Here is a 26,759-nt window from a genome sequence, read left to right on the forward strand (position 1 = left end):
ATGCAGGAAACCGTACTGAATAAAATTGTGCAGGATAAAGCGCTCTGGCTGGCAGAACGCCAGCAGCAGCAGCCGCTCTCCTCGTTTCAGAATGAGGTGCAGCCCTCCACCCGCAGCTTTTATCACGCCTTACAGGGTGCGCGAACCGTCTTTATTCTGGAGTGCAAGAAAGCCTCTCCGTCAAAAGGGGTGATCCGCGAAGATTTCGATCCTGCCGCTATCGCCGGGATCTACAGGCACTACGCTTCTGCGGTATCCGTGCTGACCGATGAGAAATATTTTCAGGGCAGCTTCGATTTTCTCCCTGTGGTCAGCGCCGCCATCACCCAACCGGTGCTGTGCAAAGACTTTATGATTGATCCCTATCAGGTTTATCTGGCGCGTTATTATCAGGCAGATGCGATCCTGCTGATGCTCTCCGTGTTGACTGATGAGCAGTATCGCCAGCTGGCGGCCGTAGCCCACAGCCTGAATATGGGCGTGCTGACTGAAGTGATCAGCGATGAAGAGCTTGACCGCGCTACCGCGCTGGGAGCAAAAGTCATTGGCATCAATAACCGCGACCTGCGCGATCTCTCGATCGATCTTGATCGCACACGCCGTCTGGCGCCCAAAGTGGCGCATGGCGTGACGGTTATCAGCGAATCCGGCATCAACAGCTATGCGCAGGTGCGTGAGCTAAGCCGCTTTGCTAACGGCTTCCTGATTGGCTCAGCCCTGATGTCTGAGGACGATCTCTCTGCCGCCGTGCGGCGCGTGATGCTGGGCGATAACAAAGTATGTGGTCTGACGCGGGCTGAAGATGCCCGTGCCGCCCATGAAGCTGGTGCTATTTATGGCGGCCTGATCTTCGCCGAAGGCTCTCCACGCCAGGTGGATGAAGAGAAAGCGCGCCAGGTAATGAGCGGTGCGCCGCTGAAGTATGCAGGCGTATTCCGCAATAACGCTATCGGTGACATTGTCACTACCGTGGCGGCACTGGATCTGCAAGCCGTGCAGCTGCACGGTGAGGAAGACCAGGCGTTTGTTACCGCTCTGCGAGCAGAATTACCCGAGCGGGTACAAATCTGGAAAGCGTTCAGTATTAAAGAGACCCTTCCCGCCCGCGACTGGCAGCATGTCGATCGCTACGTTTTTGATAACGGCAACGGCGGAAGCGGGAAACGGTTTGAGTGGTCACTGCTGCGTGGCGAGTCGCTGGACAACGTGTTGCTGGCCGGTGGACTGGGCGCAGATAACTGCGTGGAAGCTGCACAGCTTGGCTGTGCCGGACTCGATTTCAATTCCGGGGTGGAAAGCGCGCCCGGGATCAAAGATGCCTTAAAGATTGCCTCAGTGTTTCACACCCTGAAGGCGTACTGACCGTCGGGGCTGCTCCGGCAGCCCCTGTAGCGAAAAGAGAAGCGACATGACCTTATTGAATCCCTACTTTGGTGAATTTGGTGGCATGTATGTGCCACAGATCCTGATGCCCGCGCTGCGCCAGCTGGAAGAAGCCTTTGTCAGCGCTCAGCGCGACCCGGAATTTCAGGCCGAATTCACCGATCTGCTGAAAAACTACGCCGGACGACCTACAGCGCTGACGTTGTGTAAAAATCTTACTGCCGGCACCAAAACCCGCCTCTATCTCAAGCGTGAAGATTTACTGCACGGCGGCGCGCATAAAACCAACCAGGTATTAGGCCAGGCATTACTGGCTAAACGCATGGGTAAAAAAGAGATCATCGCCGAAACAGGTGCCGGTCAACATGGTGTGGCTTCTGCGCTGGCCAGCGCACTGCTGGGTCTGAAGTGCCGAATTTATATGGGCGCTAAAGATATTGAGCGCCAGTCGCCAAACGTCTTCAGAATGCGTTTAATGGGTGCTGAAGTCATTCCGGTACAGAGCGGTTCAGCAACGTTGAAAGATGCCTGTAACGAGGCGCTGCGTGACTGGTCTGGCAGCTATGATACCGCCCATTATATGCTGGGAACCGCGGCTGGCCCGCATCCGTTCCCGACCATTGTGCGTGAATTCCAGCGGATGATTGGGGAAGAGACCAAAGCGCAGATTCTGGAAAGAGAAGGCCGTCTGCCGGATGCGGTGATCGCGTGCGTGGGCGGCGGTTCCAACGCCATCGGCATGTTTGCTGATTTTATTGACGATGCCGCAGTTGGCCTGATCGGCGTCGAGCCAGCCGGACACGGTATTGAAACGGGTGAACACGGCGCGCCGCTGAAGCATGGCCGCGTCGGCATCTATTTCGGTATGAAATCGCCAATGATGCAGACTGAGGATGGTCAGATTGAAGAGTCCTATTCTATCTCTGCCGGTCTGGATTTTCCCTCCGTCGGCCCACAGCACGCCTATCTGAACAGTATTGGTCGCGCAGACTATGTGTCGATTACCGATGATGAAGCGATGGAGGCCTTTAAAGAGCTCTGCCGCAGCGAAGGGATTATCCCGGCGCTGGAATCCTCTCACGCCCTGGCACATGCACTGAAAATGATGCGGGAAGCGCCAGAAAAAGAGCAGCTTCTGGTGGTTAACCTTTCGGGACGCGGCGACAAAGATATTTTCACCGTACACGATATTCTGACTGCTAAGGGAGAGATCTGATGGAGCGTTATGACCAGCTTTTCAACCGTCTTGCTGCCAAAAAGGAAGGTGCATTTGTGCCTTTCGTCACGCTGGGCGACCCGACGCCAGAACTTTCTCTGCAAATTATTGATGCGTTAGTGGAAGGCGGTGCCGATGCCCTGGAGCTGGGTATCCCCTTCTCCGATCCGCTGGCGGATGGCCCTACTATTCAAAATGCCGCACTGCGCGCCTTTGCGGCAGGCGTGACACCGTCACACTGTTTTGAACTGTTAAAGAGCATCCGGCAGAAATACCCTGAGATTCCAATTGGCTTACTGATGTATGCCAACCTCGTTTTCTCTAACGGGATCGATAATTTCTATGCCCGTTGCCAGGAAGTGGGCGTGGACTCGGTGCTGGTGGCTGATGTACCGGTTGAGGAATCGGCCCCTTTCCGTCAGTCCGCCCTGCGTCACAACGTTGCGCCTATCTTTATCTGTCCGCCGAACGCCAGTGACGATCTGCTGCGTGAAATCGCCTCACATGGTCGTGGCTACACCTACCTGCTTTCACGTGCAGGCGTAACCGGTACCGAGAGTCGTGGCGTCAGCCACTCACTACAACACCTGGTGGATAAGCTGCGTGAGTATCATGCTGCGCCGCCGGTACAGGGCTTTGGCATTTCTGAACCCGGCCAGGTGCGAGAGGCGCTGGATGCAGGCGCAGCTGGAGCCATTTCCGGTTCTGCCATTGTCAAAATCATTGAGCAACATCATGCTGATGCGCCAACCATGCTAACTGAACTGAAAGCCTTTGTGAGTTCGCTGAAAGCCGCCACGCGCTGATTTCACTTAAGTGCCTTATCTTTTCAGGTAAGGCACTATTTTTACACTCTTTATTACATCCTCTGCTGGAAAATTGACGTTTACTGTCTAAGCTTTTGAGACAGAGCGTTTCTGTAAACATGGCTAAGGCCAACTATTGAATGACAGGGAGAAGAGAATGAAGTTGTTTAAAATGCTTTCGGGTATGGTTATTGCAGCAGTTGTGGCTTTGACGGTCAGCGCTTGCGCCCCTACGCCAACTAAAGAAGGAACCGGTGGTTATCTTGATGACACGGTAATTACCACCAAGGTTAAAACCGAACTGTTGAAAGATGATTCACTGAAATCAACTGAGATCAACGTGGAGACCTTTAAAGGCCGCGTCCAGCTCAGCGGATTCGTCACCAGCGCCGCTTCTGCCAGCCGTGCTGTGCAGATCACCCGCAGCGTGAAGGGTGTAACTTCTGTCACCAACAATATGCAGATTAAGTAACTTCTGCATAAATAATTAAGGCGCTGCTCAGCGCCTTAATTATTGCCACTACGCCACTCAGAAGCGATAGCCTGCTCCAAAGAAGAAGACAAAAGGATTGATGTGCGTATCGATACTCTGGTGACCCGCCGCCGAATCGAAGCTGACTTTGGTATTGATATCCATGTACCATAACGAGGCGTTCAGCATCCAGTCTGGCGTCAGCTGATAATCCAGCCCCACCTGTCCTGCAATGCCCCAGGAATTTTTCACTTTAAGATTACTGAGTCCGGCATCGCGCCCGGTCTGGTTAAAGTCGTTGTCATAAAACATAGTGTAGTTCACACCCACGCCCGCATAGGGTTGCCATTTACTGCTGTTCCCCATGAAGTACCACTGCGCCATCAGCGTTGGCGGTAACTGGTGTACTGTAGCCAGCGTGCCCGTAGCGGGCAGACCCACTTTGTGACGGAACGGCGTTGCTCCCAGTAATTCAATGCCAATGTTATCCGTGGCCATATAAGTAAAGGTCAGGCCGAGTTGGGTATTATTACTGACATCAAACTCTCCCAGACCCAGCACATTGTCAGAGCCTCCCGTTGGGCGAACGGTTGCCGACCCGGCTCGCATAAAGAAATCCCCTGCCTGATGAGCAGAAGCCACTATCGGCAGCAGAGCCACTACTGCAAACGCCAGCGCTTTGATTTTCATAACCACTCCTTTGCAAAGATAAAACCAGCCACTGAGGGCGACGTTGTTTTTATTGGCAACAGTTTTACCCGAAATTTTGCAAAAAGCATCTGGATCATTTCTTTCAAAGCGCTTATAAAACATAGAGTTGATTCAGATCAATTTATACCAGGCCTGAACAACGGTACCCCTTAAGGATTACTGTGCTGGCACAAAAACGCCCGACAAGCCGATTCCTTTCGAATCCGCCATTACTGGGCGCTAATCTCTTCTTTAACTGAAAGTTATGTAAGTCAGGGTGCCAGGTTGCTCGCAGACCATGTACAATCGCGGGATCGCAACAATTGGTTTTTCAAGGAGAGTACATGTCTATCACGGCGGGTTCGTTATACCGTGACACGGGGAATTTTCTTCGTCACCAGCTGATCACTATTGTGCTGATGGCGCTGCTGACCTCTTTTATCACCGTACTGATCGGCCACGCGCTGACGCCTGGCGCTGACCAGCTCTCTATCCTGACCGATGGAGAAAGCGGCTCGGGGATGAGCCTGCTGGAGATGGTGCAGAACATGTCACCCGATCAGCAGCGCGTTCTGCTGCGAGCTTCTGCCGCAGGAACCTTTGCCTCACTGGTGGGGAATACCCTGCTACTGGGCGGTATGCTAAGTCTGATCCCTATGGTTTCAGCCGGGCAGCGCGTTAGCGCCCTGCGTGCTATTGGCGCTTCTGCACCAACGCTGCCGCGCCTGCTGCTGCTGGTTTTCATCATGACGCTGATAATTCAGATTGGCTTTATGGTGCTGGTAGTGCCTGGGGTAATCCTTGCCGTGGTGCTGGCCCTGTCGCCGGTGATCCTCTCTACGGAGAAAGTGGGTCTGTTTGCCGCTATGCGCACCAGCATTCGTCTGGTCTGGAGCCAGATGAAAGTGGTAGCGCCTGCCGTCGCTGTCTGGCTGCTGGCAAAGATCCTGGTACTGCTGCTGGCCTCTTCGCTTACCATCCTGCCCGCTAACGTGGCTTCGGTGGTTCTCAATGCCCTGAGCAATCTGATCTCAGCCATATTGATTATTTATCTCTATCGCCTCTATATGCTGTTACGCTGATTTCTGGCGGCGTGCTTGCTCTGCAGCACGCCACCAGCAGGTCACATTTCAGTCTGGATTCTGGAAACCTTTATGAAGCAGTTACTCGATTTCCTTCCGCTTGTGGTCTTTTTTATCTTCTACAAGATGTACGATATTTTTGTCGCATCCGGTGCGTTAATCGCCGCCACGGCACTGGCGCTGGTCGTCAGTTGGGTGCTCTATCGCAAGCTGGAAAAAATGACCTTGATTACCTTTGTACTGGTGACGGTCTTTGGCACTTTAACGCTGGTGTTCCACAATGACGAATTCATTAAGTGGAAGGTGACGGTGATCTATACCCTGTTTGCCGTGGCGTTACTGTTCAGTCAGTTCTGGATGAAGCAACCGCTTATTCAGTCGATGTTAGGTAAAGAGTTGACGCTGCCCGCTGCGGCCTGGCGCAGGCTGAATGTGGCCTGGGCGCTCTTCTTCTTCGCCTGTGGCCTGGCAAATATTTACGTAGCGTTTTGGTTGTCTCAGGAATTTTGGGTTAATTTTAAAGTGTTTGGTCTGACCGGCCTCACCCTGCTGTTTACGGTGATCAGCGGGCTCTATATCTATCGTCTGATGCCGCAAGAAGAGAAGTAATGTGAAAGCTTAAGGGGATGTAAATCCCCTTTAACAGCACCCTTTCCTGTAGATAATTCTGTAAGTCCTGGCCCCATCTTTGATGTCACTACAACTCAGAGCTAATCCTGCCCTGAATCCTGCTCCGATTAATTTACATAGCCCTTTTTCTCTGCCAGATTTTTGTATATAAAAGGGTCTTCCCCTGTTGTGGTGGCTCATTCGCCAGCGTTACAATTTAACTTTCGTATCAACGTTTAAAGGAATAACGTTCATGCCATACCTGAAAAAATATGCCTATGCCCCGCTTATCTTGCTGCTTCATGGCGTTGCAGTATCTGCTTCATCAGATATGCTGGATAGTACTAACAAGAAAGAGTACTTATTATCCCCAGAGGTAAAGCCCACATTATCCTGGGAGCAACGCGAGTCTCAAGTTAATAAAACGCCCTATATCCTTTGCCGTAACCCTGGCGATCCGGGGTGCAGCAATATGTGGCAAAAAGAAAAGGAAAAGGAGAATGAAGAGCGAATACAACAGCACCAGCAAAAAAAATTCTATAACTCTCTTAAGCATAAGTGATTGCAGAAAAATCATATCCAGTTTCCCATATTGGAACATTACGCCCAGCTTGAAGCCTTCTATGTTCCTGAAGCCCCGTGACCTGATCCTGAGCAGCCATATTTTGCTGTTCAGGGACTTTGCATTCCCATTCGATAGCCATTTATCGCTTTCAGCGACACCCTAAAGACGCTTTGCGGCCATGCAGTAACGCTGACCACAAGTGGTATCACGTATCTTTCTTCATCGTCATCCATTCCTGCCACAACCTCCGACTATTGTCGTCATAGCAGCTATGCCACAGAGGCAGAAAAGTTTTTCATTACCCATTATTGGCTGGTTTGGAATAACGCCTGGCGGGCAACCCCTGAACTCTCAGCGCAGTGATCAAGGACGTTTTGTTTGCTGTAGGTCGGTTTCTTTCCTCTCTGACGACCGGATATAGCAGAATTTACCGTAGTTTGGGCAAGGCAGTTTTATGCGCTCAACAATACCGACGATGACGTCGCTGAACCGGATTTTCCATCAAGAGAAAGGGACTGCACTTGCCACAGTGCCGACAGGTTAAGGATAGGGTCATAGAGGTTTTTTCGTCCATGGCTGGCTCCTCAGAAAATCAAGACTGCTATCATTATGCCCTGAGCCACTACAACAGTGGTAAGCCCCACATAGAAATACTATTTATATAATTAATTAGTCCACAAAGAAATTATAACCCTACAAAAAAACTTTTTAAAAAATATTAACTTGAAAGCAAAAAGCCCGGCATATGCCGGGCACCTGGTGTTGTATAAATTAAGGCAGAACAGCCCTTAGGAGAAAAATAATTATTATTTTATAAATTAGCGTCAAAACTATTACCCAGACAAAAAAACAAGCCATCATCATTATTATCCATATCTCCCTCCGCTTCATAATCAACTCCCTTGACGATTTCAAAATACATTCTGGTTATGATTTGATCTAATTGTTTGTTCCAATCAATTCTCAACTTTTGATCAGTAATAACGATCAATAAAAATAACTAATTGTTTTTATTAATTAATCATTAATTTCGACCCTGGATAATAGTTGTTAACTTCTCTATAACTTTAATATGCCTTTTAATGATCAATTAAGAAGTTTTGATCAATTAAACAACCCTCCTACATTAATTTATAATTCAGCATATGTGTCCATATAAAGATAGATATGAAGTGGTTAGCGAGCAGGGTTTGGGTGTAATGGATATTTATTGGTTTTATCTGGAACCACTTTAATCATTTTGAGAAGTAATATGATGAAAGCATTTATGACTGAGTTCTTGCAGGAGTTAACTGGCCATCAATCGCTTCCTGAATGACATTATTAGTCGAATTTAATGTTTTTTCATAGAAATATCTGTTGCTAAAACTGCTTTTGGCATTGCTTATTGATGTACTGCTGCAAGGTGAATATCACGTTGGCCAGCCAGTGAGCGGAATGTTTTCCCAACAGGGATATGCTTGCTCTACCCTTAGGGCCTCTGGCTTAATCTGTCGTTCAGCATAGCCTGCTGGCGGAGGTCATAGCCTTCACTCACCCGCTACGTAACTTTTGCCTGCGTTCCCTTGCCTGTGATAAGGATAAGGTTGGATATTCTCCAGTGCTCGATGGTCGAGGCTTACCCTGCAAAAAAGTGGCACGGTTCTGGCAGTGGCAAGCTTTACATTCAGACCTTTAGCATCGGTGATAATTTCGACTTTCTCCCGGCGTTTACCGGGAAACTTTCTGAACTTTGTATCAGTAAGTAATGTGTATACTTCTTTAATTTACAGACAGTAGTGTATAAACAGAATCATAAACTGAAGCCATTCAGGATCATGCGAAAGCATACAAAATAAAAGGCAATCGCAATTAACAGGTTGAATGTATTGGAGAAATCAACCAGAATCACATGAATCTCAAACATCTTGTAGCACCAATTTTTGCTGCAAGAAGAAAAATAACACTCATGCCCAGATATGGGCCTTTTGCACTTATTGACTGAGAAGCCTGAGAATGAACGAAGTGACAAACAGAGTCCCGCAGGGGGAGATGGTGCTGCGTACACTGGCGATGCCGGCTGACACTAACGCCAATGGCGATATCTTTGGCGGCTGGCTGATGGCGCAGATGGATATGGGCGGGGCCATTCTGGCGAAGGAGATTGCCGGAGGACGAGTGGTCACCGTGCGCGCAGATGGGATGACCTTCCTGAAGCCAGTCGCCGTCGGTGATGTGGTGAGTTGCCATGCACGCTGTATCCGCACCGGCACCAGTTCAATCACCATTAATATCGAAGTCTGGATCAAGAAAGTTTCTTCTGCACCCATTGGCCAGCGCTACTGCACCACCGAAGCGGTCTTTATCTATGTCGCCGTAGATGATGAGGGAAAATCCCGTCCCTTACCTGAAGGCAAAAGCAACTTCAACGACTGTGAACAGGATTAGTGATTAAAGGCGGATGACCGCCTTTCTATTCGATGCTGCTACCACCATTGATTTTGAAAACGATATTCATCGTCATATCTTTTCCGGGCTTGTTCGCTTCATAGCGCCATTTTTTCATCGCCTGTTTTACCTCACGCTCAAACATATTGCGCGGCTGGGCGGAAAGGATGCGGATATTCTCAACCTGTCCCGCACTGTCGACATCAAACTGTACCCTCACCCGGCCTTCCATACGCAACGCAAACGCACGGGCAGGATAGGCAGGCTTGCCGACGCTCAGTGCCTTAGGGCCGGTTGCCACGGCGGTTGTAGGCACCGGGGACGTTTTAGGTGCGGTTGAAGGCTTCGGCGCTTCTGCGGTTTTTTCATTGTTAAAGGGTGACGCCGCCTTTGGCTCGGTCTTCACCACTCTCTTCGGTTTTACCACTTCCTTTTTCACCGGTTTTGGTTTGGGTTTGGGTTTGGGCTTTGGCACCGGCTCAGGGATCGGAACAGGCTCGGGTTTAGGTGGTTCCGGTGCCGGGGTCGGTTCAGGTTCCGGTATGGGTTCAGGTTCCGGTATGGGTTCTGGTGCCGGTTGCGGCGCAGGCTGTGGCTCTGGCTGCACTTCAGGCGCAACCATAGTGACGCTAATGGGCTGAGACGCTTTGGGCACTTCAACAACCTGGTGAAAAGAAGCATAAAGTATCCCCCCAATCACTGCGGCATGCAGCCCGACTGAAAACAGCATCGGCAGCGAAATACGTCGGGGTAAAGAGTTTTCTGCAAGCGTCGTCATAATCTTTCTGCTGTAAGGGTGAAGCTGCAAGTTTAAATGCAAATAGCAATCAGTTTCAATAACCTCTCGCCCTGGCGGCCCGAATTTCCTTATAAACCCTTCATCCCCTGACCGTTATCAAAGCCATGTTATCTTTAGATTGCAGTTCACTGAACGATGACTTAACGTGATGAGCGATAATTTGACCTGACAGGAGTTGTAAACGTGCTCTACGTAATTTACGCGGAAGATAATGCTGATTCACTGGAGAAGCGTACCGCCGTGCGCCCTGCCCACCTTGCGCGTCTGCAACTGTTGCAGGATGAAGGTCGCCTGATAGTGGCTGGCCCAATGCCAGCCGTTGACAGCAACGAGCCGGGCAAAGCGGGCTTTAGCGGCTCGACTATCGTTGCGGAATTCCCTTCACTGGAAGCCGCCCAGTCATGGGCGCAGGACGACCCCTATATTGCAGCGGGCGTCTACAAGCAGGTTGCGGTTAAACCCTTTAAGCGAGTGTTCTGATATATTGCAACTCTCTCTTTAATCCATTGAGATACCTGTAAATTAAAAGCCAGGAAATCACTTTAGTACAAAGATTAGTACTCAAAGTTTTCTGGCTCTTTTTTTATCTGGTTAAAATTTCCGGCAGGCAGTGCTTGTGACAGACGGATAGCATGAAGTCAGCATCGAACTCCAGGTGTCGTTTATATCCCTGCAGTTTTTTGCCTCTCTCAGCGATGCCGATTTTCCGAACCCGGCCCGTTCCCCCTTTCCACCTGTTACTTCTGAAGCAGCCTGTAAGTAACTAACCTGAAAATATCCTGACTTCATTTACTCCTCTCGCAGGCATCCTGGTGCTAAGGATATATAATTCTTAATGTCCACTTGCTGAACCTGGAGGAAAGCCTGTCAATGAAGCAGAATGACATATTTCTGTCGGATGTATCCCGTCTCTTGTTAGGCCAGGCTCCCCCTGTTTTTCTGCTTGAAGTGATTGCCCGCGCTCTGATCTGTTTTGTGCTGATCATCATTACGCTGCGTCTGTCAGGACGTCGTGTCGCTTCACAATACACGCTGATTGAGCTCTCTGCCGTGATCGCTCTGGCCGGTACGATGGGCATACCGCTGCTGGATGACAAGCGGGGACTTTTACCGCCGCTGCTGATTATCTGCGGTCTGGTGGCGGTACAGCATCTGATTGGTCATCTGAGCCTGCGCTTTCGCAAACTTGATCGCGTGCTGACGGGCACAGAGCGCGTGGCGCTGGACGACGGTCGCCTGCAGCTGAAAACGTTACGGGATACGGTTTTATCGCGTGAGAAACTTTTTTCACTTCTGCGTGGTCGGGGCGTATTACATCTTGGACAGCTGAGCCGGGTATATATCGAGCCTTCCGGCGCGTTGACGCTGATCTGGAGCGACACGCCACGGCCAGGGCTGGCGATTGTCCCGCGTTTTGATGAGCCCCTGCTTGCGGCGATGATGGATGAGGAGCATCACGTTTGCGCCTCCTGTGGCAATCTTTGTAAAAGCAAAAAGAAACCTGAGTCCCCCTGCCGCTGTTGCCAGGCGCGGCACTGGTTGCCCGCATCCCGCGATCTGGAGGATTAAAGGTGAGTGACAACCTGCACAAATGGCTGATTGGCGAAGCGCCCTGGAGTTTTACCGCCGAAGTGCTGCTGCGCTTTATTATTATCTATCTTATTTTACTGCTGGTATTGCGGCTGATGGGCCGACGGTTTGCCGGTCAGCTAAGTATCGTTGACCTGGCGATTATGGTTATGTTGGGAGCCGCCATCGGCGCGCCATTGCAGACCCCGGATAAAGGCATTTTATCGACGGTGGTGCTGTTGTTCACGCTGCTCGGCTGTTTTCGTCTGCTCTCTTTGCTCTCCTTCTGTTCCCATAAGGTCGAAGTCTTTACGCAGGGCGACGTCACGATGCTGGTAATGGACGGACGGCTGGCGCTGAAGCATCTGCATCACGCCGAGTTTTCCCGCGACAGAACCCTCTCGGAGCTGCGATCAATGGGCGTGCAACATCTGGGTGAAGTGCGACGCGCCTGGCTGGAACCTTCCGGAGGCGTAAGCTTGATACTGTATAAACAACCGCGTGTCGGGCTCTGGCTGCTGCCGGGGCAGGATGAAGATTTCAGTAAGCGTATAGCTGCAGAAGGGAATTTCGCCTGTGGCCACTGCGGGTTTGTCGTACAGAGTCATAAAGATCCGCAGGCAGAGTGTGAATACTGCGGGCAGCGCGACTGGCGGCCTGCGGTTAAGCGGCTGGGCGTTGAAAAAGTTTAAAAGCGAGGAAGCGTTTAGTGCAAAAGGTTGAAGCGGATTATGCATAACGCGTTCTGACTTGCATTAAGTGGTTTTCAGAACTAAAACCAGCGGTTGTGCCGACAATTTGTGGAGAAAAACATGCAGAAAAAGAAATGGTTTGTTTCGTACGTCATCAAAGAAGAAGAGAAAGAGCACCAGACCTCGCACGGCTTTTTTGAAGGAGAGGAGGTAGAAGAGGCCCTGGAGCAGTATATCTTTAGCATCAAAGAGCTGATGAATTTAAAGAGCAGTGAAATAACCGTGCTCTCAGTGAGTCTTGTTTAGCTCGTTTGCGCAATAACAGAGGCTGAATGGAGAGCACCCCGGGAATAACCCTCAGCTCGTTGCACGCTGAGTTCTGTTGAACGCTTATAGCGGGCATGCTGGTTACCCCATTACAAACGCCCCGGGAATGCGGGGCGTTAAGCAGCTTACGGGATCTGAGTGATAAACAGAATAGAACGCCGCTGCTGCTGACTCAGTTGATGGCGAATGGCGTGCATCCGTCCATATCGACGTGACTGCCCTTCCAGCCAGCGCGCCCGGCGGCGCTGAACCTGACGTGACATCCGCCAGCGAGCGACTTCATTTCTACTCCGTCTCATTTTACCCTCTACGCTTTAAAAACTCGCGCCGCATTATAGACCTTTCTCCCTTCAGGCCAAGTCCGATGACTATCACAGGAAAAGGTTTCGCCCGTTGTCATCACCACGTAAACTCCCTCTATTCACGCGTGAACAGGATTTTCACTGACATGACGACTTTTTATACCGTATTCAGTTGGCTGCTGATCTTTGGCTACTGGCTGCTGATTGCCAGCGTGACGCTTCGCATTCTGATGAAGCGACGCGCCGTACCTTCTGCCATGGCCTGGCTGCTTATTATCTATATTTTGCCGTTGGTTGGGATTGTCGCTTACCTGTCGTTTGGTGAGCTGCATCTGGGGAAGCGCCGTGCCGAACGCGCCCGTACTATGTGGCCTTCCACCGCCAGATGGCTGAACGATCTGAAATCCTGTCATCAAATCTTTGCGCATGAAAACAGCGACGTGGCGCGCTCCCTGTTTCAGCTTTGCGAAAATCGTCAGGGTGTGGCGGGCGTCAAAGGTAACCAGCTGCAGCTTCTGACCTCAACGGACGATACGCTGCAGGCACTGGTCCGCGATATCCAGCTGGCACGTCATAATATTGAGATGGTGTTCTATATCTGGCAGCCAGGTGGACTGGCCGATGAGGTTGCGGAGTCTTTAATGGCCGCAGCCCGTCGTGGCGTCCATTGCCGCCTGATGCTGGACTCCGCCGGGAGCGTACAGTTTTTCCGCAGCCCCTGGGCCGCGATGATGCGCAATGCCGGTATTGATGTGGTTGAGTCGTTAAAAGTCAGCCTCTGGCGTGTATTCCTGCGCCGGATGGATCTGCGTCAGCACCGTAAAGTGGTGCTGATAGATAACTATATTGCCTATACAGGCAGCATGAACCTGGTCGATCCCCGCTATTTTAAACAGGATGCGGGTGTGGGCCAGTGGATTGATTTAATGGCGCGAATGGAAGGTCCGGTGGCCACGACCATGGGGATCATCTACTCCTGCGACTGGGAGATTGAGACCGGAAAACGCATTTTGCCGCCGCCGCCCGACGGCAACGTGATGCCGTTTGAACAGGAGAGCGGGCACACTATTCAGGTCATCGCCTCCGGACCCGGTTTTCCGGAAGATTTGATCCATCAGGCTTTGCTGACTGCCGTGTATGCTGCCCGCGGGCAGTTGATTATGACCACCCCCTATTTTGTACCCAGTGACGATCTGCTGCATGCTATCTGTACCGCTGCGCTAAGAGGCGTCGAGGTCAGCATTATCGTGCCGCGCCATAACGATTCCCTGCTGGTGGGTTGGGCAAGCCGCGCATTCTTTGCGGAGCTGCTGGCGGCCGGGGTAAAGATTTATCAGTTTGAAGATGGCCTGCTGCATACCAAAAGCGTGCTGGTTGACGGGCAGCTTAGCCTGATCGGAACGGTTAATCTGGATATGCGTAGTCTGTGGCTTAATTTTGAGATTACGCTGGTGATTGATGATGATGGCTTTGGCGGTGACCTGGCCCGCGTTCAGGACGATTATATTGCCCGTTCCCGTCTGGTAGATGCGCAACGCTGGTCCAGAAGAGCTTACTGGCAGCGGATTGTTGAACGACTGTTTTACTTCTTCAGTCCGTTGCTGTAAAACGAGCGGAATTGCACAGCGCCCACACGGGCATTATGGGAATTGCTATGGATTTAAATAATCGCCTTACTGAAGATGAAACGCTGGAACAGGCCTACGATATTTTTCTGGAACTGGCCGTAGATAACCTCGATCCGGCCGACGTTATTCTGTTTAACCTGCAGTTTGAAGAGCGTGGCGGCGCCGAACTGTTCGACCCTTCCGAAGACTGGGCAGAGCATGTGGATTATGATCTTAACCCCGACTTCTTCTCTGAAGTGGTGATTGGGCTGGGCGATGCCGATGGCGAGCCGATCAACGATGTCTTTGCCCGCGTGCTGTTGTGCCGTGAGAAAGATCACAAGCTCTGCCATATTCTGTGGCGTGAGTAATTAAGCATAAAAAGAGGCCGGGCATTGCCCGGCCTTTTGCTGTTACAGCGGGTCCACTTTCAGGCATGAGACGGCGTGGCGGAAACTGCCCTCCAGCAAAGGACGCGTTTTTGCACATTCCGGCCCGGCAATCGGGCAGCGCGTGCGGAACACACAACCTGAAGGCGGATTGATTGGCGAGGGCAATTCCCCCTCCAGCAGTTGAATGGTTTTGTTCTTTTCCAGATCCGGGTCCGGGATCGGCACAGCAGACATCAGCGCTCGGGTGTAGGGATGCTGAGGGTTCTGATAGACCTCATCATAGGTGCCTAACTCAACGGCATGGCCCAGATACATCACCAGCACGCGATCAGAAATATGCTTCACCACCGCCAGATCATGGGCAATAAAGATCAGTGACAGTCCCATTTCTCGCTGCAATTTCTGCAAGAGGTTAACCACCTGCGCCTGAATAGAAACATCCAGCGCAGAGACCGGTTCATCACAGATGATCAGCTTCGGCTCAAGGATCAGTGCGCGGGCAATCCCGATACGCTGACACTGACCACCAGAGAACTCATGGGGATAACGGTTGATCAGGTTCGGCAACAGGCCAACCTTCATCATCATGGTTTTGACCCGCTCTTTGACTTCCTGACGCGCCATTTTCGGGTGATAGGTTCTGAGCGGCTCGGCAATGATATCGCCGATGGTCATGCGTGGGTTAAGCGAGGCCAGCGGGTCCTGGAAAATCATCTGGATATCGCTGCGCGCCCGACGCCACTCTTCTTCGCTTTGTCCCAGCAGATCGCGCCCCAGCCAGGCTACGCGACCTTCGGTAGCCTGCACCAGACCAATAATGGCTCGCGCCAGCGTGGATTTGCCGCAGCCAGACTCGCCCACTACCCCCAGCGTTTCGCCTTCGTAGAGACGCAGGCTGACGCCATCTACAGCTTTCAGGGTTTTCGATGGCTGCCAAAACCATTGTCTGCCATCTTTGATATCAAAGTGGACTTTAAGATCGGCAATTTCTAACAGTACTTTCTTTTCTGCTACGGCGCTCATACCAGCTCCTCCACAGGTTTAAAGCAGGCACGCAGGCGTCCCTCGCCAAAAGGCTCAAGCGGCGGCATGGTGGAGCAGATCTCCATCGCATGCTGGCAACGTGGCTGGAACGGGCAGCCTTTCGGCAGACGCAGCAGGTTGGGTGGGTTACCGGCGATGGTAGTCAGGGAGTCGCCCTCCGCATCCAGTCGCGGCACAGCATTCAGTAAGCCGATCGAATAAGGGTGTGTAGGCTGATAGAAAACATCACGCGCCGTACCATATTCCATAGTGCGTCCGGCATACATAACCAGTACGCGTTCGCAAATCCCCGCAACCACGCCCAAATCGTGCGTAATCATGATGATCGCGGTATTAAACTCCCGTTTCAGGTCATTCAGCAAAGTCATGATTTGCGCCTGTACCGTGACGTCCAGGGCAGTGGTCGGCTCATCCGCAATCAGCAGTTTAGGTCTGCACAGCAGCGCCATCGCAATCATTACGCGCTGGCGCATCCCACCGGAAAACTCATGGGGATACATCTTCATGCGTTTGCGCGCTTCCGGCATTTTTACCGCATCCAGCATACGTACAGACTCTTCAAACGCCTGCGCGCTGTTCATGCCTTTATGCAGCTGCAACACTTCCATCAGCTGCTCGCCTACTTTCATGTACGGGTTGAGCGAGGTCATGGGATCCTGGAAGATCATCGCAACCTGTTCAGCCCGCAGCTTATTGAGCTGTTTCTCCGGCAGGTTAAGGATCTCCCTGCCGTTGAACAAGGCGGAGCCACCGATACGGCCATTGCTCGCCAGCAGGCCCATCAGGGCAAAAGCCGTTTGCGATTTGCCCGATCCCGATTCGCCTACGATGCCCAGCGTTTCACCCGCACGCAGGCTGAAATTGAGATCGTTAACGGCCGTCACATCACCGTCAGGCGTACCAAAAGTGACGCGGAGGTCTTTCACGTCGAGTAGAAGGTCGGTTCCCGTTTTTTTTGCCACAGGCATATCAATTACGCTCATCGGGAGACTCCTTAACGATCTTTCGGGTCGAGGGCATCACGCAGGCCATCGCCGATAAAGTTGAAACAGAACAGCGTCACGACCAGGAAACCGGCCGGGAACAGCAGCAGCCACGGAGAGACTTCCATTGAGTTGGCACCGTCGCTCAGTAAGGCGCCCCAGCTGCTCAGCGGCTCCTGCGTGCCTAATCCCAGGAAGCTGAGGAAGGATTCAAACAGGATCATGCTTGGCACCAGCAGCGAGGCATAGACCACCACCACGCCCAGCACGTTTGGCACGATATGGCGCAGGACGATATTAAAGGTGGAAACGCCGCCAACGTGTGCTGCTTCGATAAACTCTTTGCGTTTCAGACTCAGCGTCTGTCCACGCACGATACGCGCCATATCCAGCCAGGAGACCAGACCGATAGCGACAAAAATCAGCAAAATATTACGGCCAAAGAAGGTAACCAGCAGAATAACAAAGAACATGAACGGGAATGAGTTCAGGATCTCCAGCAGGCGCATCATCACCGAGTCGGTTTTACCACCCAGATAGCCCGCGAGCGAGCCATAGAGCGTGCCGACCAGTACCGCCACCAGCGCGGAGGCGATGCCCACCATCAGCGAGATACGCCCACCAATCGCCACACGTACCAGCAGGTCGCGGCCTGATGAGTCGGTGCCGAAATAGTGTCTGGATACCATATCTGGTGCGGAAGACATCATGCCCCAGTCGGTATCGTCATAGGTGAATGAAGAGAACATTGGGGCGAAGATAACAAACAGGGCAATCACCAGCAGCACAATCAGGCTGGCAAGCGCGGCACGGTTATGAATAAAACGACGGCGGGCGTCCTGCCACAGGCTGCGACCTTCGACCTCCAGTTTTTCGCTGAAGGCATCGAGAGCTTCGCTATTTTTTTTACTCAATATCATGGCGAGCTCCGGATTAATAACGAATTTTCGGATCGATGACGGCGTAGAGCACATCAACAATCGCGTTAAACACAATGGTCAGCACGCCCACCAGAATGGTGAGGCTCAGTACCAGCGAGTAGTCGCGGTTCAGCGCGCCGTTTACAAAGAGCTGTCCAATACCCGGCAGACCATAGATGGTTTCGATCACCATTGAGCCGGTAATGATACCGACAAACGCCGGGCCAAGATAAGACATTACCGGCAGCATTGCTGGTTTCAGCGCATGACGCAGCACGATACGGTGCATCGGCAGCCCTTTCGCGCGGGCCGTACGGATAAAGTTGGAGTGCAGGATCTCAATCATCGAGCCACGGGTAATACGCGCAATACTGGCGATATAAGCCAGCGACAGCGCCACCATCGGCAGGATCATGTATTTCACCTCTCCGCCGTTCCAGCCTCCGCCGGGTAACCACTTCAGCGCAATGGCGAAGACCAGGACCAGCAGCGGTGCTACCACAAAACTCGGGATAACCACCCCGGTCATCGCTACCCCCATGACGACGAAATCCCATTTACTGTTCTGCTTCAGGGCGGCGATAACCCCCGCTGAAACACCCAGGATCACCGCCAGCAAAAATGCCGCCAGGCCGAGCTTGGCAGAAACCGGGAAGGCATGGCCGACCAGATAGTTAACCGAATAATCTTTATATTTAAACGACGGACCGAAATCACCATGAGCCAGCTGGAACAGATAGTCGCCGTACTGCTTCCAGATCGGATCGTTAAGATGGTATTTAGCTTCGATATTGGCCATCACCTCAGGCGACAGCGTGCGTTCTCCGGTAAAAGGGCTACCGGGCGCCAGGCGCATCATAAAGAAAGAGATGGTAATCAGAATAAGTAACGTCGGAATCGCTTCCAGACACCGACGAAAAATAAATTTTAACATTGCCCGTACCTGCTGGCTTGTGCCTCAGCACTGCTCAAAATAGACACACAGGGGGAAAGAGACCCTTCCCCCAAATTTTTGCCATTAATGTTTAATGATGTAGAGATTTTTGTCGTACACGTTGTCCAGCGGATCTTTACCGGTGTAGCCACCGATGTAGGTTTTCACCAGACGGGCGTTCACATAATAGTAGACCGGCACGATAGCAGAGTCTTTATCGAGGATCTGCTCAGCTTTAGTATAGAGATCGCTGCGCCCCTTATCGTCACTCGCTTTAGCAGACTCAGCCATCACTTTATCAAATGCTGGCGACTTGTAATGGGCGGTGTTAGAGCTGCTGTTGGAGATCATAGTATTCAGGAAGGAGCTGGGTTCATTGTAATCCGCGCACCATGCCGCACGGGAAACGTCAAAGTTACCCTGATGACGGGTATCCAGGAAGGTTTTCCACTCCTGGTTATTCAGCTTGATGTTAACGCCCAGGTTTTTCTTCCAGATAGAAGAGGCGGCGATAGCGAGCTTTTTATGCAGATCAGAAGTGTTATAGAGCAGCTCAAACGTCAGCGGCTTATCGGCGGTGTAGCCCGCTTCTGCCAGCAGTTTTTTCGCTTCAGCGTTACGTTTCTCCTGCGACCAGCTGAACCACTCAGGTTTGGTCAGGTCGGCGCCATCAGTAGCCGGAGGCGTGTAGCTGTAGGCTGGCAGCTGGCCCTGAGCCAGAACTTTGTTCACCATGATATCGCGATCGATACCCAGCTTCAGCGCTTCACGTACGCGAGGATCGTTGAACGGCGGCTTCTGGTTGTTAATTTCGTAGTAATAGGTACAGAGATAAGGATCAACATGGAGCTCTTTCGGGTTATCGCGCTGGAGCTTTTTAAACAACTCGATCGGCATATTGTTGTAGGTCATGTCGCTGCCGTCATTACTGAAATAGCGGTTAACGTCGCTGACTTCAGAAGAGATAGGCAGGAAAGTCACCTTATCCAGTTTGGTGTTGGCATTATCCCAGTAATCGGGGTTACGCACTACCACAATACGTTCGTTAATGACGTGCGATTGCAATTTGAAAGCGCCGTTGCCGACCCAGTTTTCCGGCTGCGTCCACTTCTCGCCAGCCTTCTCGATAGCCGGTTTATAGACCGGAGACATCGATGGGTGGATCAGCAGCTTGAAGAAATAGGGGACAGATTCGCTAAGCGTCACTTCCAGCGTATTGGCATCAATCGCTTTCACACCCAGCGTATCCGGGCTTTTCTTACCGGCGATGATCTCATCGATGTTTTCAAGATGACCATACTGCAGATAGCTGGCATAAGGCGAAGCTGTTTTAGGGTCCGCCAGGCGCTGCCAGCTATAGACGAAATCTTGTGCGGTTACGGGTTCACCGTTTGACCATTTGGCATTTTTACGCAGGTGGAAGGTCCAGACTTTACCCTCTTTGTTTTCCCAGCTCTCCGCCACGCCCGGAATCGGATGTCCCTGAACATCGCTGATCACCAACCCTTCAAGCAGGTCACGGCTTACGTTAGACTCTGGCACACCTTCAATTTTATGCGGATCAAGAGACTGCACTTCGTCCCCGTTTCCTTTCACCAACTCCTGTTTCGCTGCCAATTCAGTGCCCGCCGGCACCGTAGCCGCCATTGCCAGATTCCCAGCCAGCGCAGTCATAACGCCAAGAGCAATCAGGCTTTTCTTCGTGATGTTGTTCATGAATTACCTACTCCAGTTTTTATTATTGCTAATGTGGTCTGAAACCATCAGCTACCCCCGTTTCCGGATTTCTGCCCGACGCATCAGAACGATAACGCGCCGGGTCTTTTTATCCTGCCGTTCACTATGTGAAAGGAGGCTAATCCCTCTCAATGCCTGATGATGTAGAAATATTTAAGATCGGTCAGATCCTGCGGATCTTTACCGGTAAAGCCCCCTACCCACGGCTTAACCAGACGCGCGCTTACCCGGTAGTAGACCGGCACAATAGCGGAATCATTATCCAGCTGCCGCTCTGCCTGCTGGTATATCGCAGCGCGCTCCCGATCGGAGACGGTCAGCGACTTTGCCATTAAGGCATCGAATTTCTCACTCTTATAAAACGCCGTATTGTTTGAGGAATTGCTCAGCATGGCGTTCAGGAAGGTGGAAGGCTCATTGTAGTCGGAGCACCAGGTGGCCCGCGCCACGTCAAAGTTACCCTGATGGCGGCTATCCAGCATGGTTTTCCATTCCTGATTATCCAGCGCTACTTTAGCGCCCAGGTTTTTGTTCCACATGGAGGCTGCCGCAATGGCCTGCTTTTTATTTACGTCGGAGGTGTTATACAGCAGACGGAACGTCAGCGGTTTTTCGCTGCTGTAGCCTGCTTCAGCCAGCAATTTTTTGGCCTGGTCGTTACGCTGCTGCTGGGTCAGCTTCATCCAGTCAGGTTCGGTCAGCTCAGCGCCATCAATAAAAGGAGGCGTAAAGCCGCCAGCGGGGATCTGCCCCTGCCCCATAATTTTGTCGGTAATAATGTTTCGATCGAGCGTCAGTTTCACCGCGGTACGTACACGCGGATCGTTAAACGGCGCACGCTTGTTGTTGAGTTCATAGTAAAACGTGCAGAGCAAAGGGCTGATGTGCACCTGTGCGCCCAGCGTTTTTTTCAGTGTTGGAAACAGATCCGGTGGTAAAGCGCTGTTGGTCATGTCGATTTCACCGCTGCGATAGCGGTTTACGTCGCTGGCTTCTGACGCAATCGGCAGGAACGTCGCGCTATTGATTACCGTTTTCGCGTTATTCCAGTAGCCTGAATTGCGCTTAAGAAGGATTTTTTCGTTAATTACCCACTCGCTCAGCGTGTAAGCGCCGTTACCCACATAGTGTTCTGGTTGCGTCCACTGCTCGCCCCACTGCTCAATCGCTTTACGATTAACGGGCTTCAGCGACGTATGGGCCGTCAGAGCAATAAAATAGGGAACTGGTTCACTGAGCTTAATCTGCAGATGATGCGCATCCAGCGCTTTGATACCCAGCGCATCCGGCTTTTTTTTGCCACTCAGAATAGCGTCAATATTTTCTATATGCGCATATTGCAGATAGCTTGCATAAGGAGAGGCGGTTTTCGGATCGACCAGCCGCTGCCAGCTGTAAACGAAATCCTCAGCGGTGACAGGCTCGCCGTTACTCCATTTGGCCTCTTTACGCAGGGTGAACGTCCAGACTTTTCCCTGTTCGCTTTGCCAGCTCTCCGCGACACCGGGCACCACATGGCCCCGGTTGTCGGTGGTTGTCAGCCCTTCAAGCAGATTAAGGATAATGTTGCTTTCAGGGACACCCTCTATTTTCTGCGGATCCAACGAAGAGACTTCACTGCCATTATTGATGACTATCGCCTGCTGATCTGCCAGTTCAACGCCTGCTGGCACCGTGGCGGCTACTATGCTTCCTGCAAACACCCCTGAGAAAATCAGCAGGGAAAAAGGCAGTGACTGACGTGGACATGAAAGCAATTTCATTAAGCGTAACTACCTGTGTTCGTTAATCTGCGGACGGACCGGAAAAAGAGGAGTTATTTGCACATCCGATGCCAGTTTTGCCGACCAGCCACAAAAACTATCAGAACGCTGATTTATGCGCCAAAGCAAAATAACAAAAATGTTAACTAATTCTCTTTTATCACATTTATTTAATATTCAGAAACGTTATTTAACGAGAAAAAATAACGCATAAGCTTATGAATTTTAAATGTTAAATGGCGTGATTGCTGATAATTCAGGCACAAGCACGGCACCAGGCGATGCTAAAATGAACAGTTTTGCTGGCAACAGCCAGTTTTTGGAGTTTTAAATGGCGCGTGGCGATAAAGACAGTTTATAACACTGCCTTTTAACGGTATTAGCGCCATTATATTATTGTTAAATAAATCACAAACAGGCAGGAAAGCGTTCTTAATGAGAGCGTTACATGATTTTGCAGTAGTGAGATTAATAACAGTTGAGGAATATTAAGCCAGCTGAATAACCGCACTCAATTAGGGCATAAAAACGTTGTGGAGCACTATTATGGTGCTCCGCAATGTAGCAAACAGAAAAAAAGCGCAGAATATGCGCTTTTAACAGCCTTTTTTAGTATGGGATGCGACTAGTTAACCAGGCCCGGGAACAGTGCTTTGATGCCGGTGACCACAAACTCAATCCCCAGCGCCATCAGCAACAGCCCCATGATACGGGTGATCACGTTGATGCCGGTTTGACCTAAAACCCGCACCATTAAAGGTGCAGCCCGGAACAGAAGCCAACAGCAGAAGGCAAACAGGGCAATAGCTACGCTAAAGCCCAGTAGATTTTGCCAGCTGTGATAGCGCGTACTCCAGACGATAGTTGAACTGATGGCGCCCGGTCCCGCCATTAAAGGAAGCGCAAGCGGCACCACGCCAATACTTTCGCGGATAGCTGTCTCAGACTTCTCCTGCTTGTTCTGCTTATCTTCCCCCAGTTTGCCGCTGATCATCGACATAGCAATTGTCACCACCAGAATCCCGCCAGCAATACGAAACGAATCGATAGAGATGCCGAAAATGTGCAGGATAGAGTCACCCAGGAACAGGGAGGTCCACAAAATGATTGCTACAGAGAGATTAGCGGTCATGTTGGTTTTATTACGGGCAGCTGGAACCTGATAACTGGTCATGCTGATGAACACCGGGATAATGCCTACGGGGTTCACCAGGGCAAAGAGGCCGACAAAAAATTTGATATAGCCAGAAAGGTCTAACAGTGCCGGGTTCACGCTACGCTCCAGAAAGGGCCAGATTAATGGCGGCTAATGTAATGGAAAAGCGGGTCATATGCTATGGGGTCGAACTCGAATTATCACCTGGATTTTCCGCTGATAAGCAACATTTATCACTACCCACTGGCGATTATCAGGCTGATCTCTCGCAGGGAGTAGCCCTCGCTGAAACATCCCTTTCCCCCGCGCCGGGATTTTGGCTGAAACAGACGGCTGAAAGGTGTCAGCTTGATCTATATCAAAATATGCCTACTCCGAAGTGAGTAAGCTCTGAGACATCAAGAGAGGCTGATTAAGTAGACGCCCGCTCGCTTAGCTGGAGTGACGCGAAGACTCTTTCAGTAAACCTGTAGAAGCGTATTTGAGTTAATTCAAGCTTGTTACTGTCAGATCACAACACATTAACAACGCCTGGCTATACTCCTGGGTTCTGACTTGTTTACTAATAGAGTTTAAACTTCCATCAGGAGAGCATAATGGCCGTTACTAATGTAGCTGAACTTAACGCACTGGTTGCCCGTGTTAAAGAAGCCCAGCGCGAATACGCCAATTTCACTCAAGAGCAGGTCGACAAAATTTTCCGTGCCGCAGCGCTGGCTGCAGCAGACGCCCGTATCCCACTGGCCAAAATGGCGGTGGCAGAGTCAGGCATGGGGATTGTTGAAGACAAAGTTATCAAAAATCACTTCGCCTCTGAATATATTTATAACGCTTATAAAGATGAAAAAACCTGCGGTATCCTCAGTACCGACGAGACCTTCGGCACCATCACCATCGCTGAACCCACTGGCCTGATTTGCGGTATTGTTCCTACCACCAACCCAACATCCACAGCGATTTTTAAAGCGCTCATCAGCCTTAAAACCCGCAACGGCATTATCTTCTCTCCTCACCCAAGAGCCAAAGATGCGACCAATAAAGCTGCGGATATTGTTCTGCAGGCTGCTATCGCAGCTGGCGCGCCTAAAGATATTATCGGCTGGATTGATGTACCTTCCGTTGAGCTTTCCAACCAGTTAATGCATCACCCTGACATCAACCTGATTCTGGCTACAGGCGGACCAGGTATGGTGAAGGCAGCCTACAGCTCTGGTAAACCTGCCATCGGTGTAGGTGCAGGCAACACGCCGGTTGTGATTGATGAAACAGCCGATATTAAACGCGCTGTCGCCTCTATTTTGATGTCAAAAACCTTCGATAACGGCGTGATTTGTGCTTCCGAACAATCTGTCATTGTGGTGGATGCTGCTTATGAAGCCGTGCGTGAGCGTTTCGCCAGCCACGGTGGCTACATGCTGCAGGGTCAAGAGTTGAAGGCGGTGCAGGATATCATTCTGAAAAACGGCGGGCTGAATGCGGCAATCGTAGGCCAGCCGGCGGTAAAAATTGCTGAAATGGCGGGTATCTCTGTTCCAGCCAGCACTAAAATCCTTATCGGTGAAGTCGTGCTGGTTGATGAGTCAGAGCCTTTTGCCCATGAGAAGCTCTCCCCTACTCTCGCCATGTACCGCGCTAAAGATTTCCAGGATGCCGTCAGCAAGGCTGAGAAGCTGGTGGCGATGGGCGGTATCGGTCATACCTCATGCCTGTATACCGATCAGGATAACGAGCGTGAACGCGTCAACTATTTTGGCGATAAGATGAAAACCGCGCGTATTCTGATTAACACCCCGGCTTCTCAAGGGGGCATCGGTGACCTGTATAACTTTAAACTCGCGCCATCACTGACGCTGGGCTGTGGTTCATGGGGTGGTAACTCCATTTCTGAAAACGTCGGACCTAAACATCTGATCAACAAGAAAACCGTGGCTAAGCGAGCAGAGAATATGTTGTGGCACAAACTTCCCAAGTCTATTTACTTCCGCCGCGGTTCACTGCCTGTCGCCCTTGAAGAAGTGGCAACCGACGGGGCGAAACGCGCGTTTATCGTGACTGACCGCTACCTGTTCAATAATGGTTATGCTGACCAGGTAGTCTCCGTGCTGAAGTCGCACGGTATGGAAATTGAGGTGTTCTTCGAAGTAGAGGCTGACCCTACCCTGAGCATCGTGCGTAAAGGCGCAGAGCAGATGCACTCCTTCAAGCCTGATGTCATTATCGCGCTGGGCGGTGGTTCGCCGATGGACGCAGCAAAAATCATGTGGGTAATGTACGAGCACCCTGAAACCCACTTTGAGGAGCTGGCGCTGCGCTTTATGGATATCCGTAAACGCATCTACAAATTCCCTAAAATGGGCGTGAAGGCAAAAATGATTGCTATCACCACCACTTCCGGTACAGGGTCAGAAGTGACGCCGTTTGCCGTAGTGACCGATGATGCGACGGGCCAGAAATATCCGCTGGCTGACTATGCGCTGACCCCGGATATGGCCATTGTCGATGCCAATCTGGTGATGAACATGCCGAAATCATTGTGCGCCTTTGGCGGCCTGGATGCGGTAACCCACTCCCTTGAGGCTTACGTCTCTGTACTGGCTAATGAATATTCAGATGGTCAGGCTCTGCAGGCGCTGAAATTGCTGCAGGAAAATCTGCCAGCCAGCTACAACGAAGGCGCGAAGAACCCTGTAGCCCGCGAACGTGTGCACAACGCGGCTACTATCGCCGGTATCGCCTTTGCCAACGCCTTCCTGGGTGTTTGCCACTCAATGGCGCATAAACTTGGCTCTGAGTTCCACATCCCACATGGTCTGGCAAACGCCCTGCTGATCAGTAACGTTATTCGTTATAACGCCAACGATAACCCAACCAAGCAGACCGCTTTCAGTCAGTACGATCGGCCACAGGCCCGTCGTCGCTACGCAGAGGTGGCAGACCATCTTCGCCTCAGCGCACCGGGCGACCGTACTGCGCAGAAGATTGAGAAACTGCTGGCCTGGTTGGAAGAGATGAAGGCGCAGTTGGGTATTCCGAAATCAATCCGTGAAGCTGGCGTGCAGGAAGCGGACTTCCTGGCGAAGGTCGACAAGCTGGCAGAAGATGCCTTTGACGATCAGTGTACCGGCGCTAATCCACGCTATCCGCTGATTGCTGAACTTAAGCAAATTATGCTGGATACCTTCTACGGCCGCGAGTATCAGGAAGTTTTCGCTAATATGGCTGAAGCGCTGGAAGCTCAACCCGCTGTTGCTGGAAAAACAGACAAGAAAAGTAAAAGGTAAATA

Annotated in this window: 25 protein-coding genes and 1 pseudogene; 15 read left to right on the forward strand and 11 right to left on the reverse strand. The window is 51.3% G+C overall.

Annotated elements, in window-relative coordinates; all coding sequences use genetic code 11:
* From trpCF to SD961_RS10405, 4 genes are all read left to right on the forward strand, one after another.
* On the forward strand, window positions 1-1,362 hold the full coding sequence (gene trpCF, locus SD961_RS10390) for a bifunctional indole-3-glycerol-phosphate synthase TrpC/phosphoribosylanthranilate isomerase TrpF (protein ID WP_318790293.1): 1,362 nt from the start codon (window positions 1-3) through the stop codon (window positions 1,360-1,362).
* A gap of 46 nt (window positions 1,363-1,408) precedes the next feature.
* On the forward strand, window positions 1,409-2,599 hold the full coding sequence (gene trpB / locus SD961_RS10395) for a tryptophan synthase subunit beta (protein ID WP_318790294.1): 1,191 nt from the start codon (window positions 1,409-1,411) through the stop codon (window positions 2,597-2,599).
* Complete coding sequence (trpA, locus tag SD961_RS10400; protein ID WP_318790296.1) at window positions 2,599-3,405, forward strand: tryptophan synthase subunit alpha; 807 nt, start codon at window positions 2,599-2,601, stop codon at window positions 3,403-3,405. The genes trpB and trpA overlap by 1 nt, the downstream gene beginning before the upstream one ends.
* A 157-nt stretch (window positions 3,406-3,562) precedes the next feature.
* The gene (locus tag SD961_RS10405; protein WP_318790297.1) at window positions 3,563-3,877 is read left to right on the forward strand and encodes a BON domain-containing protein; all 315 of its coding nucleotides are present in this window, start codon (window positions 3,563-3,565) and stop codon (window positions 3,875-3,877) included.
* 57 nt (window positions 3,878-3,934) lie between these two features.
* On the opposite strand, the gene ompW is transcribed toward SD961_RS10405, so the two are convergent.
* Entirely contained in the window at window positions 3,935-4,567 is a 633-nt protein-coding gene (gene ompW, locus SD961_RS10410) for an outer membrane protein OmpW (RefSeq protein WP_318790299.1), read from the reverse strand.
* Window positions 4,568-4,911: 344 nt separating this feature from the next.
* Between ompW and SD961_RS10415 the strand changes: the two genes are divergently transcribed.
* From SD961_RS10415 to SD961_RS10425, 3 genes are all read left to right on the forward strand, one after another.
* A complete protein-coding gene (locus tag SD961_RS10415) occupies window positions 4,912-5,649 on the forward strand; it encodes a YciC family protein (RefSeq protein WP_318790300.1) in 738 nt (245 codons plus the stop codon).
* Window positions 5,650-5,721: 72 nt separating this feature from the next.
* Window positions 5,722-6,258, forward strand: a complete 537-nt coding sequence (locus tag SD961_RS10420) for a septation protein A (protein ID WP_318790301.1) — start codon at window positions 5,722-5,724, stop codon at window positions 6,256-6,258.
* A 253-nt stretch (window positions 6,259-6,511) separates the two neighbouring features.
* The gene (locus SD961_RS10425; RefSeq protein ID WP_318790495.1) at window positions 6,512-6,820 is read left to right on the forward strand and encodes a hypothetical protein; all 309 of its coding nucleotides are present in this window, start codon (window positions 6,512-6,514) and stop codon (window positions 6,818-6,820) included.
* A gap of 6 nt (window positions 6,821-6,826) precedes the next feature.
* On the opposite strand, the pseudogene SD961_RS10430 reads toward SD961_RS10425, so the two are convergent.
* Window positions 6,827-6,958 (reverse strand): annotated as a pseudogene (locus SD961_RS10430) (ISL3 family transposase); the annotation flags it as partial.
* 1,860 nt (window positions 6,959-8,818) lie between these two features.
* On the opposite strand from SD961_RS10430, the gene yciA reads away from it, so the two are divergent.
* Window positions 8,819-9,250, forward strand: coding sequence for an acyl-CoA thioester hydrolase YciA (yciA, locus tag SD961_RS10435; protein WP_318790302.1), 432 nt, complete (start codon window positions 8,819-8,821; stop codon window positions 9,248-9,250).
* Window positions 9,251-9,275: 25 nt separating this feature from the next.
* On the opposite strand, the gene tonB is transcribed toward yciA, so the two are convergent.
* Window positions 9,276-10,028, reverse strand: coding sequence for a TonB system transport protein TonB (gene tonB, locus SD961_RS10440; RefSeq protein ID WP_318790303.1), 753 nt, complete (start codon window positions 10,026-10,028; stop codon window positions 9,276-9,278).
* A gap of 204 nt (window positions 10,029-10,232) precedes the next feature.
* On the opposite strand from tonB, the gene SD961_RS10445 reads away from it, so the two are divergent.
* The 4 genes from SD961_RS10445 to SD961_RS10460 all read left to right on the forward strand — a co-directional run bounded on the left by SD961_RS10445 (window position 10,233) and on the right by SD961_RS10460 (window position 12,616).
* Window positions 10,233-10,529, forward strand: a complete 297-nt coding sequence (locus tag SD961_RS10445; protein ID WP_306205622.1) for a YciI family protein — start codon at window positions 10,233-10,235, stop codon at window positions 10,527-10,529.
* 390 nt (window positions 10,530-10,919) lie between these two features.
* A complete protein-coding gene (locus tag SD961_RS10450) occupies window positions 10,920-11,618 on the forward strand; it encodes a DUF421 domain-containing protein (protein WP_318790304.1) in 699 nt (232 codons plus the stop codon).
* A gap of 2 nt (window positions 11,619-11,620) precedes the next feature.
* The gene (locus SD961_RS10455) at window positions 11,621-12,310 is read left to right on the forward strand and encodes a DUF421 domain-containing protein (RefSeq protein WP_318790305.1); all 690 of its coding nucleotides are present in this window, start codon (window positions 11,621-11,623) and stop codon (window positions 12,308-12,310) included.
* 120 nt (window positions 12,311-12,430) lie between these two features.
* On the forward strand, window positions 12,431-12,616 hold the full coding sequence (locus SD961_RS10460; RefSeq protein ID WP_318790306.1) for a hypothetical protein: 186 nt from the start codon (window positions 12,431-12,433) through the stop codon (window positions 12,614-12,616).
* Window positions 12,617-12,762: 146 nt separating this feature from the next.
* Here SD961_RS10460 and SD961_RS10465 read toward each other — a convergent pair whose 3' ends face one another.
* Window positions 12,763-12,936 carry a YciY family protein gene (locus SD961_RS10465; protein WP_306205628.1) on the reverse strand — a complete coding sequence of 58 codons (174 nt, stop codon included), beginning with the start codon at window positions 12,934-12,936 and terminating at the stop codon, window positions 12,763-12,765.
* 149 nt (window positions 12,937-13,085) lie between these two features.
* Here SD961_RS10465 and cls point away from each other — a divergent pair, with 149 nt between their 5' ends.
* Window positions 13,086-14,546, forward strand: coding sequence for a cardiolipin synthase (gene cls / locus SD961_RS10470; protein WP_318790307.1), 1,461 nt, complete (start codon window positions 13,086-13,088; stop codon window positions 14,544-14,546).
* A gap of 41 nt (window positions 14,547-14,587) precedes the next feature.
* Complete coding sequence (locus SD961_RS10475; RefSeq protein WP_318790489.1) at window positions 14,588-14,917, forward strand: HI1450 family dsDNA-mimic protein; 330 nt, start codon at window positions 14,588-14,590, stop codon at window positions 14,915-14,917.
* Window positions 14,918-14,959: 42 nt separating this feature from the next.
* On the opposite strand, the gene oppF is transcribed toward SD961_RS10475, so the two are convergent.
* The 7 genes from oppF to SD961_RS10510 form a co-directional block, all read right to left on the reverse strand.
* Window positions 14,960-15,961 (reverse strand): murein tripeptide/oligopeptide ABC transporter ATP binding protein OppF, encoded by a 1,002-nt coding sequence (gene oppF / locus SD961_RS10480; protein ID WP_318790308.1) that lies wholly within the window; start codon window positions 15,959-15,961, stop codon window positions 14,960-14,962.
* Window positions 15,958-16,965 (reverse strand): ABC transporter ATP-binding protein, encoded by a 1,008-nt coding sequence (locus tag SD961_RS10485; protein ID WP_318790309.1) that lies wholly within the window; start codon window positions 16,963-16,965, stop codon window positions 15,958-15,960. Before SD961_RS10485 ends, oppF begins: the two co-directional genes overlap by 4 nt.
* Window positions 16,966-16,976: 11 nt before the next feature.
* Window positions 16,977-17,885, reverse strand: coding sequence for an oligopeptide ABC transporter permease OppC (oppC, locus tag SD961_RS10490; RefSeq protein WP_318790310.1), 909 nt, complete (start codon window positions 17,883-17,885; stop codon window positions 16,977-16,979).
* 13 nt (window positions 17,886-17,898) lie between these two features.
* Window positions 17,899-18,819: an oligopeptide ABC transporter permease OppB gene (gene oppB / locus SD961_RS10495; protein WP_318790311.1), complete on the reverse strand. Its 921-nt coding sequence runs from the start codon at window positions 18,817-18,819 to the stop codon at window positions 17,899-17,901.
* An 84-nt stretch (window positions 18,820-18,903) separates the two neighbouring features.
* Window positions 18,904-20,535, reverse strand: coding sequence for an oligopeptide ABC transporter substrate-binding protein OppA (gene oppA, locus SD961_RS10500; RefSeq protein WP_318790312.1), 1,632 nt, complete (start codon window positions 20,533-20,535; stop codon window positions 18,904-18,906).
* Window positions 20,536-20,684: 149 nt separating this feature from the next.
* Window positions 20,685-22,319 (reverse strand): ABC transporter substrate-binding protein, encoded by a 1,635-nt coding sequence (locus SD961_RS10505; protein ID WP_318790313.1) that lies wholly within the window; start codon window positions 22,317-22,319, stop codon window positions 20,685-20,687.
* A 625-nt stretch (window positions 22,320-22,944) separates the two neighbouring features.
* Entirely contained in the window at window positions 22,945-23,592 is a 648-nt protein-coding gene (locus tag SD961_RS10510; protein ID WP_318790314.1) for a YchE family NAAT transporter, read from the reverse strand.
* Between the two features lie 479 nt (window positions 23,593-24,071).
* Here SD961_RS10510 and adhE point away from each other — a divergent pair, with 479 nt between their 5' ends.
* Window positions 24,072-26,756, forward strand: a complete 2,685-nt coding sequence (adhE, locus tag SD961_RS10515; RefSeq protein ID WP_318790315.1) for a bifunctional acetaldehyde-CoA/alcohol dehydrogenase — start codon at window positions 24,072-24,074, stop codon at window positions 26,754-26,756.
* The last annotated feature ends 3 nt before the right edge of the window (window positions 26,757-26,759 follow it).

This window comes from Erwinia sp. MMLR14_017 (assembly GCF_033657285.1).
Lineage (GTDB): Bacteria > Pseudomonadota > Gammaproteobacteria > Enterobacterales > Enterobacteriaceae > Erwinia.